The organism is Microvirga splendida (assembly GCF_016427565.1).
Lineage (GTDB): Bacteria > Pseudomonadota > Alphaproteobacteria > Rhizobiales > Beijerinckiaceae > Microvirga > Microvirga splendida.
This window is the reverse complement of the sequence record NZ_JAELXT010000015.1, coordinates 69,001-81,946: the sequence shown is the minus strand read 5'-3', so window position 1 is coordinate 81,946 and position 12,946 is coordinate 69,001. Positions and strand designations below refer to the sequence as shown.

Genomic DNA, 12,946 nt, shown 5'->3' with positions numbered 1-12,946 from the left:
CGGCTGCGCCGCCCCAGGATGACAGCGCTATACTCGTCTTTCGATCCCGGATCGGCTTTGCCGTCCGGGATGACGTTCTCTGTCAAAGAACCAGCACCTCAGGGCCCGCAGCGGGTGCTGCGAGCCTGAAGGGCAATCGAGGGTGGCGCGACAGGCAGCCCGGCTCGATGTGTGATGGTGAAAGGGAAGAGCCGGAATGCCTCTTCGCGCACGGCTTCTTTAGGCGGACAAGCGGTGCCGGCCCGGTGACCGCTCAAGGCGTTGTCCGTCTGCTCGACGGGGGCCTTGAACCGATTCCGACCGCCGGCACGCAGCCTGGGCCTCCCGTCGATGCCGCTTGCGAGGCCGCATCACGGGACCGTGCCTGCCTCCACACAGCGACGCCTCGCGAGCGCGCCCCTCATTAGAGGCAGGTCTAAGGCAAGGTATAGCCGAGGTTAGGAGGATTGTCAAGAACAAATACAGAACGTCGAAACTTCCGACGCCCTCCACGTGCGGGCGAGGATTCCCGCACCGCCTCAATTCATCTGCACTTCGACCACCCCCGGCACGGCCCGGAGGGCACCGGCGATCTGGGGCGAGGCCATGTACTTGCCGGGAAGCTTGACCTCCACTTCCCGGTCGCCCTCATCCAGGATCAGGACCAGCGAGACCTCGCCCTCGCCTCTTGCTTTCAGGCGCTCCTGCACGCTTGAAATAGGCCGCTCGTCCCGCAGGAAGATCCGCATGCCCTTCTGGTGCTTGGCGAGAGCCTCTTCCAGCGGCTCGGCGATGCCGATTCGCGCCCTCACCTCTTCGCCCTCCATCCCGGCCTGCAGCATCAGGACGACGGCGGCGCCGGGCTCCAGCACCTCGCGGAACCGCATCAGGCCCTCGGAGAAGATGATGGCTTCGTACTGCCCGGTCTGATCGGAGAGCATGAGAATGCCCATCTTGTTGCCGGTCTTGGTCCGGCGCTCCTGCCGGTCGAGCACGGTGGCGGCAACCTTTCCCACGGAATTGCCTGCCTTCACCGAGCGGCAGAACTCGACCCAGGTCTGAACCCGCAGCTTCTTGAGGAGATCGCCATATTCGTCGAGCGGATGGCCCGAAAGGAAGAAGCCGACCGCGTCGTACTCCCGCTGCAACCTCTCGGCCGCAGGCCAGGGTTCGTAAGGCCCGATCCGCAGTTGGACATCGGCCGAGGCGACGCCGCCGAACATGTCCATCATGCCGCCATTGGCGGCCTCGTGGGATTGCTGGGCGAGGCTCATCATGGCGTCGATGGAGGCGCAGGCCCTGGCCCGGTCCGGCTCCAGCTCGTCGAATGCGCCTGCTGCGATCAGGTTCTCCAGGGTGCGCTTGTTGAGCATGCGCGGATTGATGCGCCGGGCGAAATCGGCGAGATCCTTGAAGGGCTTGTCGCCGCGGGCCTCGACCACGCTCTCGATGGCCTGGCGGCCCACGCCTTTGACGGCGGCCAGCGCATAGAGAATCTGCCCCTGGCCTTCCGCATCGTACAGCACATCGAACACCACGCCCGACTGGTTGATGGAGGGCGGGATGACCTTGAAGCCAAGGCGCTGCACCTCGCGGCGGAATTCCGACAGCTTGTCGGTGTTGTCGAGATCGAGCGTCATGGACGCGGCCAGGAACTCGACCGGGTGATTGGCCTTCAGATACGCGGTCTGGAACGCGACGAGCGCATAGGCGGCCGCGTGACTCTTGTTGAAGCCGTAATCGGCGAACTTCGCGAGAAGGTCGAAGATCTCGTTGGCCTTGGCCTTGTCGAGGCCGCCCTCCTTGGCCCCGGACACGAAGCGCTCGCGCTGCGCGTCCATCTCGGCCTTGATCTTCTTGCCCATGGCGCGACGCAGAAGGTCGGCGTCGCCGAGCGAGTAGCCGGAGAGGACCTTCGCCACCTCCATCACCTGCTCCTGGTAGACGATGATGCCGAAGGTCTCGCGCAGGATCGGCTCGAGCTTGTCGTGGGGATACCAGTCCTTCTTGTTGTGCTCGTCCTTGCCCAATTTGCGCGCGCAATAGACCGGGATGTTCGCCATCGGACCCGGACGGTAGAGCGCCACGAGGGCGATGATGTCCTCGAACCGGTCGGTCTCCATCTCCACGAGCGCCTTGCGCATGCCCGCCGATTCCACCTGGAACACGCCGACCGTCTCGCCGCGCTGGAGCATCTCGTAGGTCTTGCGGTCATCGAGCGGCAGCGCAGAGAGGTCCACCTCGATCCCCTTGCGGCGAATGAGGTCGACTGCCGTGCGCAGGACCGTGAGGGTCTTGAGGCCCAGGAAGTCGAACTTCACGAGGCCCGCCTGCTCGACCCATTTCATATTGTACTGGGTCACGCGCATCCCGGTCTTCGGGTCTCGGTAGAGCGGCACCAGTTCCTGCAGCGGACGGTCGCCGATGACGACACCGGCCGCGTGGGTCGAGGCGTGCCGATGCAAGCCCTCGAGCTTCTGCGCGATATCGAGCATGCGCTTGACGACAGGCTCCTCGTCAATGGCCGCCTGCAGCTTCGGCTCGCCTTCGATGGCCTGCGCCAAAGTCACGGGATTGGCCGGGTTCTGCGGCACGAGCTTGGTGAGCTTGTCCACCTGGCCGTAGGGCATCTCCAGCACGCGGCCGACGTCGCGCAGCACGCCGCGGGCGAGCAATGTGCCGAAGGTGATGATCTGCGCTACCTGCTCTTCGCCGTATCGCTGCTGCACATACTGGATGACGCGCTCGCGTCCATCGACGCAGAAGTCGATGTCGAAGTCGGGCATCGACACGCGTTCCGGGTTCAGAAAGCGCTCGAAGAGCAGGCTGAACCGCAGCGGATCGAGATCCGTGATGGTGAGCGCATAAGCCACGAGCGAACCCGCACCGGAACCACGGCCGGGCCCCACCGGAATATCGTGATCCTTCGCCCATTTGATGAAGTCCGCCACGATGAGGAAGTAGCCGGGGAACTGCATCTTGCGGATGATGCCGACCTCGAAGGCGAGTCGGTCGCGATAGTCCTGCTCCGTCAGGCCCGGCGCGGGCCCATGCGCGGCGAGACGCTTGGCGAGGCCTTCTTCCGCCTGCCGCTGCAGCTCCTCGCCCTCATCGAGAGTGGCAGCGTCGGGGCCGGTGCCGAAACTCGGCAGAATGGGCTTGCGGGTGCGCACGCGCGTGGCGCAGCGCATGGCGATCTCGACGCTCGCCTGCAGCGCATCCGGCAAGTCCGCGAACAGCTCCATCATCTGCTGGCGCGTCTTGAAGTGGTGTTCAGGCGAGAGGCGGCGGCGATCCGGGTTGGAGACGATCTGCCCTTCCGCAATGGCGAGCAGCGCATCGTGCGCCTCGTAGTCCTTCGACGAGGAGAAGAATGGCTCGTTGGCGGCAACGACCGGCAGGCCGTTGCGGTCTGCAAGCGTCAACAACTCGCCTTCGATCAGGCGCTCGTCTTCCAATCCGTGACGCTGGATCTCCACATAGAGCTGATGGCCGAAGGCACTTTTGAGGATATCGAGCCGGGCTTGAGCCAGATCCTGGCGCCCGCCGTTGCGCAGGGCGCAGTCGAGGGGGCCGCTGAAACCGCCTGTCAGCGCGATCAGGCCTTCGCTGTGAGCCGACAGCGCGGGGGCTGCAACCCGCGGATTTTCGCCGAGCGGCACGCCGAAATAGGCGTGGCTCACGAGGCGCATGAGGTTGCGATAACCCTCCTCGTTCTGTGCGAGCAGCACGATATTGGCGGGCTGAGGCACCACGCGGGCAACCGGGTCAGCCTCCTCGAAGCAGACCGAGAGCTGGACTCCGGCGATGGGCTGGATGCCGGAGCCCGCCATCTTCTCGGAGAACTCGAGAGCGCCGAAGAGATTGTTGGTGTCGGTGAGCGCCAGCGCCGGCTGCTTGTCGGCGGCGGCGAGTTTCGCCAGTTGGGCAATCTTCAGGGCACCCTCGAGCAGCGAATACGAGGAGTGCACGTGCAGATGAACGAAGCCGATATCCTGAAGAATGCGCGCCATGAAACTCTACTCACTCAATGACACGCATAGTGGCACGATTCTTTCCTCAGAAGTCCTAACCCAGGATGCCGAGGACTATGTTCCTGTGAATCGCGGTGGGTTGTTGTGGATTCCGGGTATCAAGCGATGGGAGAAAGAACCAGAGCCCAGATTGCCACGGCCGAGCCGAACATGGCCAACGAAGCGATTTCGGCGGTGGTCTCGATGATGAAGCGAAGCATGGTCTGATCTCCGTGTTCCCAATATGTTCATATTTGTTCATTGAATGTTCTGTGTAAAGCCTGTGCAGAGGCTGCTTTCGGGACGGAGTCAACAAAGCGTAAAGATGCGATCACCCGCCGGCGGGTGCGCCTGAAGGGCGTCTAGCGCCAGTTCGGCATGAGAGAGTGAAGCCTCAGGGCAGCTGAACGATCAGCCCATCGCGGATGGTCACGCGCCGATCCATGCGGGCGGCGAGATCCATGTTGTGGGTGGCGATGAGGGCCGCGAGCTTCGACGCGCGGACGATGGCCACGAGGGTCTGGAAGACCCGGTCGGCGGTGTGCGGGTCGAGGTTGCCGGTGGGCTCGTCCGCCAGCAGCAGGCGCGGAGCATTGGCGACCGCACGGGCGATGGCGACGCGCTGCTGCTCGCCGCCGGAGAGCTCGCCGGGGCGGTGGTCGAGGCGCTTGCCGAGACCGAGGAAGGTGAGGAGCTGCCTGCCCCGATCCTGCGCTTCCGCCTTGGGAAGTCCGCGGATGAGCTGCGGGATCACCACGTTCTCCAGGGCTGAGAACTCCGGCAGGAGGTGATGGAACTGGTAGACGAAGCCGAGCTCCTCGCGCCTGACGCGGGTGCGGTCCTGGTCGTTCATCGCGGCAGTCGGCTTGGAGCCGACGAACACCTCGCCGCCATCTGGTTTCTCGAGCAGGCCCGCCACATGAAGCAGCGTCGACTTGCCCGTGCCCGACGGCGCGACGAGCGCCACGATCTCTCCGGGCCAGATCGCGAGATCGGCGCCGCGCAGCACTTCAAGGAAGCTGTCCCCTTGCGGGTAGCGGCGCTCGACCTTCGACAGGTGCAGGGTGGGCTGGGATTGGGCTGGCGACATACTCAACCGTAACGCAACGCTTCGACGGGATCGAGCTTCGCGGCCCGCCAGGAGGGATAGAGGGTCGCGAGCAGCGACAGCACCATCGCCATGATCAGAATGGTCGCGACCTCGGTCGGATTCACATCGGCCGGCAGGCGGCTCAAGAAGTAGAGTTCGGCCGGAAAGAGGTTGGTGCTCGTAAGCCGCGAGATGACATCGCGGATGGTCTCGACGTTGAGCGCGAGCAGCAGCCCGAGGCCGAATCCCGCGATCGTTCCCACGATGCCAATGGAGGCACCGGTGATCAGGAAGACGCGCATGATGGCGCCCCGTGTCGCCCCCATGGTGCGCAGGATCGCGATGTCCTCCGACTTGTCCTTCACCAGCATGATGAGGCCCGAGATGATGTTGAGCGCCGCCACCAGCACGATGAGCGTGAGGATAAGGAACATCACGTTGCGCTCGACCTCGAGCGCGCCGAAGAAGGTGCGGTTGCGCTGGCGCCAGTCGGTCATCAGGATCGGCCGCCCGGCCGCCTCCTCGATGGCCGCACGCGCCTCGTCCACCCGGTCGGCATTGTCGAGATAGACCTCGATCAGCTGCACGTCGCCCTGGCGGTTGAAGTAGTTCTGCGCCTCCGTGAGGGGCATGAACACGAAGGTGGAGTCGAACTCCGACATGCCGATCTCGAAGATCGCCTTCACAGGATAACCCTTCACCCGTGGCGCGGTGCCGAAGGGCGTGGACGCGCCGCGCGGCGTGATCAGCGTGAAGGTATCGCCCGCCTGGAGCGACAGGGCATCAGCGAGTCGCCGGCCGATGGCGACCCCCTCGCCTTCCTCGAAATTCTCGAGGGTGCCCTGGCGGATGTTGCCGGAAATGTGCTCGATCTTCTGCAGATCCTCGGGGCGGATGCCGCGCACGAGGACGCCGCTGCCGTTGTACTGCGAGGAGCCGAAGGCTTGGCCCTCCACCAGCGGGATGGCGCGCCGAACGCCCGGCACCGCGGCAATGCGCGCCGCGACCTCAGGGTAGTCGGTCAGAGGGCTTTCCAGCGGGGCTACGAAGATGTGGCCGTTGATGCCCACAATCTTGTCGAGCAGTTCCTTGCGGAAGCCGTTCATGACCGAGAGCACCACGATCAGCGTGGCGACGCCGAGCATGATCCCGAGGAACGAGAAGCCGGCGATCACCGACACGAAACCTTCCCGCCGCCGGGTGCGCAGGTAGCGCCCCGCGAGCATCCACTCGAAGAGCGAGAAGGGTTTCGTCCCTGACGGAGCCGCTTTGGTGTCCGGTGCCTTGGCCATGACTGCTTATGTATGGCGGCTCAGGCGCGCGGCCACATCCTCGAGGGACAGCGTCTCGCGTTCGCCCGTGGCGCGGCGCTTCAGCTCCACCTTGCCCTCGGCGAGGCCCTTCGGGCCGATCACCACCTGCCACGGCACGCCGATGAGGTCGGCGGTGGCGAACTTTCCGCCCGGACGCTCGTCGCGGTCGTCGTAGAGCACGTCGCGACCGGCGGCGGAGAGTTCGCGGTAGAGCCGCTCGCAGGCGCCGTCGGTTGCGGAATCGCCTGCCTTCAGGTTCAGGATCGCCACATCGAAGGGCGCCACGGCCTCGGGCCAGATGATGCCGTTCTCGTCATGGCTCGCCTCGATGATGGCGGCGATCAGGCGGCTCGGGCCGATGCCGTAGGAGCCCATGTGGACTTCGTGCTCCTGACCGTCCGGCCCCATGACCTTCGCGCCCATGGGCTCGGAGTACTTGGTGCCGAAATAGAAGATATGGCCGACCTCGATGCCACGGGCGGACATCTTCTTCTCGCCCGGAACGGCGTCGAAGGCTGCCGCATCGTGCATCTCGGAGGTCGCCGCATAGAGCGACGTCCACTTGTCGACGGTGCTCTGGAGGCCGGGAATGTCGTCGAAGTTGGTGTCCGCCGGCGGAATGTCGAAGTTCAGGTAATCCGCGTGGCAGAACACCTCGCTCTCGCCGGTCGAGGCCAGGATGATGAATTCATGGCTCAGATTGCCGCCGATCGGGCCCGTATCGGCCCGCATCGGGATCGCCTTCAGGCCCATCCGGGCGAAGGTGCGGAGATAGGCCACGAACATCTTGTTGTAGGAGTGGACGGCGCCGGCCTGGTCCAGGTCGAAGGAATAGGCGTCCTTCATCAGGAACTCGCGGGAGCGCATGACGCCGAAGCGCGGACGCACCTCGTCGCGGAACTTCCACTGGATGTGATAGAGGTTCAGCGGCAGGTCCTTGTAGGAGCGCACGTAGCCCCGGAAGATCTCCGTGATCATTTCCTCGTTGGTGGGGCCGAACAGCATCTCGCGCTCGTGCCGGTCCTGGATGCGCAGCATCTCCTTGCCGTACGCGTCATAGCGGCCCGACTCGCGCCAGAGATCGGCCGACTGGATCGTCGGCATGAGGAGTTCGACGGCGCCGGAGCGGTTCTGTTCCTCGCGGACGATGGCGTTGACCTTGTTCAGCACCCGCAGCCCCAGTGGCAGCCAGGCGTAGATGCCCGCTGACTCCTGGCGGATCATGCCGGCGCGCAGCATCAGGCGGTGGGAGACGATCTCCGCCTCCTTCGGCGTCTCGCGAAGAATGGGGAGGAAGTAGCGGCTCAAACGCATGGGACGCCTTTAAGATCTCGATCAGAGGAAGAGTTGGAAAGCGACTCGTTTCCAGCACACAACACAGGCCTCGGCCAAAAGACAAGCTGTCATCGGTTCACAGGGCCCGCGGCGCGGCGGATTAGACCAAAGATGAATACAGTAAATGCCGAAAATTGCACCATCGGCTGCCCAAGAAAGGTGACACCCTTGGGGAACCTGATTATAAACGAAGCCCTAACGTCTTAAGACCTTCGAAGGTTAGAGGCTACGGTCCGAGTTTCGGGAGGAACAAGATCCCCAAGCGCCAGACAGGCGCTGGCCTGAGAAAGCCAGGGATCAAAAAATGCCAAAAGGCAGTTCAGGCAAGGCGAAAGCCTTGCTTTTTTCTTTTGGGTTAGCGCTTGAGGCCTCTAGAGCATCGTGCGGAAAAGTGGACCCGGTTTTTTCCGGTCACACGATGCTCTCATCCAAGAAGAAAGCATCGGATCCGATCCCAAAAGTGCAAATCCACTTTTGGGTCCGATGCTTTAGAGCCCGGCCAGGGGAAAGACCGCCGCGACGATGACCAGTACGACTGACGCGACGAGGGTCGTCCAGATCGCCTTCTCGCGCAGGGCTGGAAGCGCAGGCGCCCCCGGTTCGCTGCCCCGGACCACCTCACCGGCCTCCGCCTGACTGCGGACGCCGAAGGGCAGGACGGCGAAGAGCAGAATCCACCAGATCACGAAATAGAGGGCCAGCCCTCCGCTGATCCGCAGGTCGAAGCCGTTGACGACAACGGCAATGGCAACCGCCGAGATGGCGACCACTACGGCCAGGGTGGACCAGACCGATCCGGAGAGAGCTTTGACGAGGTTTATCAACAGCTTGTCCTCAGGCTTGTTCAAGTTCGATGAGGGTGCCGTTGAAATCCTTGGGGTGCAGGAAAAGCACGGGTTTCCCGTGTGCCCCGATCTTGGGCTCGCCGGAGCCGAGCACCCTGGCCCCGGAATTCACAAGCTGGTCCCTGGCGGCGCCGATATCGTCCACCTCGTAGCAGATGTGGTGCATGCCGCCGTCCGGGTTCTTTTCCAGAAACCGGGCGATGGGGGATTCCGCGCCCAAGGGCTCCAACAGCTCGATCTTGGTGTTCGGCAGCGTGATGAACACGACGGTAACCCCGTGCTCTTCGAGAGGTTCAGGTGCGGAGACCTGGGCGCCCAGGGTGCTGCGATAGACCTCGGAAGCCGCCGCGATATCGCGCACGGCTATGGCGACATGGTTGAGACGTCCGATCATCTGGCTCTCCCGGGGTTCGACGCCCTATGCCTCGATCACGAGCACGTGGCAGGCGGGCTTCTTGCCCCATTCCTGGTTGACGGCAGCGCGGACGGCCCGGTGGACGGCGTTCTCGACCGCCTCCGGATCCCGGCGCTTGGCTTTCGGCAGTCCATCGAGCAGGTCCGCCACCGTATCGGCGATGATGTCGGTCATGTCACGCCCTTGCCGGTTCTTGTCCGGAAGGCCCATGGCGTCGATCACCGGATCGCCCACGAGTTCGCCCCGGTCGTCGATCGCGATGGCGACCGTCACGATGCCGGCAAAGGCGAGCTTGCGGCGCTCCGGCAGTGCCCGCTCCGCGGCGCCGATGACGATGTTGCCGTCCCTGTAGAGGCGGCCCGCCGGAATGGTATCGACGATCTCCGCAGGGCCGGGTGAGAGGCGAACCAGGGTTCCGTTCTTGGCTCTCACCACCTCCTGCACGCCCTGCTGACGGGCGAACTTCGCATGCTCGCTCAGGTGCAGCGGCTCGCCATGGGCGGGAATCGCGATGCGGGGACGGGTCCACTGGTACATCTGGGCGAGTTCCCCCCGGCGCGGGTGGCCGGAGACATGGACCATCTCGGTTCGATCCGTGATGACATCGATGCCCTGCTCGATCAGGCTGTTGATGATCGAGCCGACGGCCTTCTCGTTGCCCGGAATGGCCCGGGAGGAGAAGATCACCCGGTCGCCGGCGGAGAGCGCGATATCGGGATGCTCGTCCTGGGCAATGCGGGCCAGGGCCGCGCGAGGCTCGCCCTGGGAGCCGGTGAGAATTGCGACGACCTTGTCACGCGGTATGTAGCCGAAGTTATCGGCCGAGCGGAACTCGGGCAGGTCTTCGAGATAACCGCATTCCTTCGCCACCTCGACGACGCGGTCCATCGCGCGGCCGACCACGATCACCTCGCGCCCGCACTCCCGCGCGGCTTCCGCGACGGAGCGAATGCGGGCCACATTGGACGCGAAGGTGGTGACGGCGACCCTGTGGGGGGAGTCCTTGATGAGCTGGGCGAGGTTCTTCGACACGTCGGCTTCGCTCGGGCTCGTGCCCTCGCGCACCACGTTGGTGGAATCGCAGACCAGCGCGAGAACGCCCTCGTCGCCGAGGGCGCGGAAGGCCTCCTCGGACGTCAGGCTGCCGAGATACGGGGTGCTGTCGAGCTTCCAGTCGCCGGTATGGACCACGAGCCCATGCGGCGTTCGGATCGCCAAAGCGTTCGACTCCGGAATCGAATGGGCGACGGGCACATACTCGATGTCGAAGGGGCCGAGCTTCAGGCGCTGGCCCGGCACGATCTCATTGAGGTCGACCTTCGGCGCGTTTGGCTCCGACAGGCGGCGTGTTTCCAGGAGGCCGATGGCGAATTTCGTGGCGTAGACGGGCGCCTGCAGGCGCGGCCACATCTCGACCAGAGCGCCGATGTGGTCCTCATGCGCGTGAGTGATGAAGATGCCCAGAAGGTTATGGCGCTCCTCCTCGATGAAGCGCAGATCCGGGTAGACGACGTCGATGCCAGGCAGGTTCTCCTCGCCCCCGAAGCCCATGCCGCAATCGACGAGAATCCACTGCCGGTCGCGCTCCGGCCCGAAGCCGTAGAGGGCAGCGTTCATGCCGATCTCGCCGAGACCGCCGAGAGGGAGGAAAACCAATTCGTCCTGGTGGGATGCCATTAAGATTGAGACCTTTTCGCGCCAGCGCTTGGCTTGGCTATATCGTGCAGCAAATTGGGAAAATAAAGGTCGCCCGCGTCGATGAGTTCCACCCCGGCGGCGCTTTTCAGCTGCAGGCGGCCGAAGCGGTCGAGACCTTCGAAGATACCGCGCCTCTCGCCGGAGGGCAGTCGGAGCGTGACCTCCTGCCCGACCCCGGCTGCGCGCTCCAGCCAGAGGCGCCGGATTGCTCCGAACGGATCGGACGCATTCATGCGCGATGAAGCCCGCCACGCTGCGAACGCCCTTGCGAAGGCACCGGACAGGGCTTGCAACACCTCGTCGCGGGTCAGGCTCGGCCTCACCTGCTGCAGGCTCGCCGCCGGATAAGGCGTGCCGGAGGGAGCGAAAGAGACGTTCACTCCGAAGCCGATGACGATTGCCAGCGGGCCATTCGGCTGCAGCCTGTGCCCTTCGAGCAGCAGACCTGACACCTTGGCGCCGTCAAGCAGGAGATCGTTCGGCCACTTGAGGGCGAGACGCGGAGCACCGAGGCCCGTGACGGTCTCGACCGCTTCGTGCAAGGCGAGGCCAGCAACAAACCCGAGCTGCGGTGCAGATGCCACGTCGCAGGGATCGACCAGCAGCAGGCTGGCATAGAGGTTGCCGGGAGGCGACGACCATTGCCGGCCGTGCCGCCCCCTGCCCGAAAGCTGCTCGGCGGCGGTAATCCAGAGCTGTCCTGGATCTCCCGACCGTGCGGCCTGAAGGGCGTCGTCGTTCGTCGAGCCTGTCGCCTCGAGGGAGATCAGCCTGTATCCGGCAGACTCGGTCTCGGGCGACAGGTGCACGGTCAGAACAGGGAGATTGCGGCCGTGCGCGCAGCCGCCACAAGCGGCGCCGGAACGATGCCGAAGAGCACGACGAAGATGCTGCAGAGAGCGAGCACGAACTTCACGCCCGCAGGCATGGCATCGTAGCGCTCGGCCGGATCATCGAAGTACATCACCTTGACGATGCGCAGGTAGTAATAGGCGCCGATCACGCTCGTCACCACGCCGATGATGGCAAGAGCCACCAGATCGGCTTCGATCGCAGCGTTGAAGACCGCAAACTTGGCGAAGAAGCCGGCGAGCGGCGGGATACCCGCGAGCGAGAACATCATCATGGCGAGGCAGAAGGCGAGCACCGGATGGGTGCGTGCCATCCCGGACAGGTCGTCCACCGTCTCGTACATCACGTTTCCGCGGCGCAGGCCGAGGATCACCGCGAAGGTGCCGAGCGTCATGGCGAGATAGATCGCCATATAGACGATGACGCCCTGAACGCCTGCCGCCGTGCCGGTCGCGAGGCCGATCAGCGCATAGCCCACGTTGCCGATGGAGGAATAGGCCATCAGGCGCTTGATGTTGCGCTGGCCGATGGCCGCGAAGGAGCCGAGCGCCATGGAGGCGATCGAGATGAAGACGATGATCTGCTGCCACTGGATCAGGATGCCCGGGAAGGCATCGATGAAGACGCGGGTGGCCATGGCCATGCCGGCCATCTTGGGAGCGGCGGCGAAAAAGGCGGTCACCGGCGTGGGCGAGCCCTCATAGACGTCCGGCGTCCACATGTGGAACGGCACGGCGGAGATCTTGAAGGCGATGCCGGCGGCCACGAAGACGAGGCCCACGATGGCGCCGATGCCGACATCGCCCTGAAGGATCGTGGCGATGACCGGGAACGAGATGCTCCCGGAGAAGCCATAGACCAGGGACGAGCCGTAGAGCAGCATGCCGGACGAGAGCGAGCCGAGCACGAAGTACTTCAGGCCGGCCTCCGTCGAGCGGACGTTGTCGCGGTCGAAGGCGGCGATCACATACGAGGACAGGCTGAGCAGCTCGAGACCGATATAGAGGGCGATCAGGTCATTGGCCGAGATCACCATCATCATGCCGATGGTCGAGAGCACGATCAGGATCGGGTACTCGAACCGGCTGATCCCCTCGCGGCGCATGTAGTCGAGCGAGAGAATAACGCCGCCGGCCGAAGCGATGAGCGTCAGCGCCTTCATGAACTTGGCGAAGCCGTCGATCACGAAGGAGCCGCCCATGGTCTCAATGCGCTCGGACGGGAGCATCAGCACCGCCACGAAGGTGACGGCCAGAAGCGCCAGGGCGATGATGTTCATGGCGTAGCCGGGCCGCTCGCCACGGATGGCGCCGAACAGGACCATGATGAGGGCTCCGGCCGCCAGGATGATTTCTGGCAGCACGGGTCCGAAAGCGGGAATGGTGAGGGCGGGGTTCATCGTGACC

At 64.4% G+C, this 12,946-nt stretch carries 9 protein-coding genes; all 9 read right to left on the bottom strand.

The window, feature by feature from the left end; all coding sequences use genetic code 11:
* Positions 1–518: 518 nt before the first annotated feature.
* The 9 genes from dnaE to nuoN all read right to left on the bottom strand — a co-directional run bounded on the left by dnaE (position 519) and on the right by nuoN (position 12,939).
* Positions 519–3,992, bottom strand: a complete 3,474-nt coding sequence (gene dnaE / locus JAO75_RS14990; RefSeq protein ID WP_199049940.1) for a DNA polymerase III subunit alpha — start codon at positions 3,990–3,992, stop codon at positions 519–521.
* Positions 3,993–4,386: 394 nt separating this feature from the next.
* Positions 4,387–5,082 (bottom strand): ABC transporter ATP-binding protein, encoded by a 696-nt coding sequence (locus tag JAO75_RS14985; protein ID WP_199049939.1) that lies wholly within the window; start codon positions 5,080–5,082, stop codon positions 4,387–4,389.
* Positions 5,083–5,084: 2 nt separating this feature from the next.
* Positions 5,085–6,374 (bottom strand): lipoprotein-releasing ABC transporter permease subunit, encoded by a 1,290-nt coding sequence (locus tag JAO75_RS14980; protein ID WP_199049938.1) that lies wholly within the window; start codon positions 6,372–6,374, stop codon positions 5,085–5,087.
* Positions 6,375–6,380: 6 nt separating this feature from the next.
* A complete protein-coding gene (gene proS, locus JAO75_RS14975; protein ID WP_199049937.1) occupies positions 6,381–7,709 on the bottom strand; it encodes a proline--tRNA ligase in 1,329 nt (442 codons plus the stop codon).
* A gap of 509 nt (positions 7,710–8,218) precedes the next feature.
* Positions 8,219–8,554, bottom strand: a complete 336-nt coding sequence (locus JAO75_RS14970) for a DUF1467 family protein (RefSeq protein WP_246742517.1) — start codon at positions 8,552–8,554, stop codon at positions 8,219–8,221.
* Positions 8,555–8,564: 10 nt separating this feature from the next.
* Positions 8,565–8,969, bottom strand: a complete 405-nt coding sequence (mce, locus tag JAO75_RS14965; RefSeq protein ID WP_199049936.1) for a methylmalonyl-CoA epimerase — start codon at positions 8,967–8,969, stop codon at positions 8,565–8,567.
* Positions 8,970–8,993: 24 nt separating this feature from the next.
* Positions 8,994–10,667: a ribonuclease J gene (locus tag JAO75_RS14960; RefSeq protein WP_199049935.1), complete on the bottom strand. Its 1,674-nt coding sequence runs from the start codon at positions 10,665–10,667 to the stop codon at positions 8,994–8,996.
* A complete protein-coding gene (locus JAO75_RS14955) occupies positions 10,667–11,497 on the bottom strand; it encodes a biotin--[acetyl-CoA-carboxylase] ligase (RefSeq protein WP_343234622.1) in 831 nt (276 codons plus the stop codon). The genes JAO75_RS14960 and JAO75_RS14955 overlap by 1 nt, the downstream gene beginning before the upstream one ends.
* A gap of 2 nt (positions 11,498–11,499) precedes the next feature.
* Positions 11,500–12,939, bottom strand: a complete 1,440-nt coding sequence (gene nuoN, locus JAO75_RS14950; protein WP_199049934.1) for an NADH-quinone oxidoreductase subunit NuoN — start codon at positions 12,937–12,939, stop codon at positions 11,500–11,502.
* Positions 12,940–12,946 lie beyond the last annotated feature (7 nt).

What these genes read in the sequence shown, in the direction of transcription:
- dnaE (WP_199049940.1), bottom strand. Translation starts at nt 3,992, where the DNA reads ATGGCGCGCATTCTTCAGGATATCGGCTTCGTTCATCTGCACGTGCAC.
- JAO75_RS14985 (WP_199049939.1), bottom strand. Translation starts at nt 5,082, where the DNA reads ATGTCGCCAGCCCAATCCCAGCCCACCCTGCACCTGTCGAAGGTCGAG.
- JAO75_RS14980 (WP_199049938.1), bottom strand. Translation starts at nt 6,374, where the DNA reads ATGGCCAAGGCACCGGACACCAAAGCGGCTCCGTCAGGGACGAAACCC.
- proS (WP_199049937.1), bottom strand. Translation starts at nt 7,709, where the DNA reads ATGCGTTTGAGCCGCTACTTCCTCCCCATTCTTCGCGAGACGCCGAAG.
- mce (WP_199049936.1), bottom strand. Translation starts at nt 8,969, where the DNA reads ATGATCGGACGTCTCAACCATGTCGCCATAGCCGTGCGCGATATCGCG.
- JAO75_RS14960 (WP_199049935.1), bottom strand. Translation starts at nt 10,667, where the DNA reads ATGGCATCCCACCAGGACGAATTGGTTTTCCTCCCTCTCGGCGGTCTC.
- nuoN (WP_199049934.1), bottom strand. Translation starts at nt 12,939, where the DNA reads ATGAACCCCGCCCTCACCATTCCCGCTTTCGGACCCGTGCTGCCAGAA.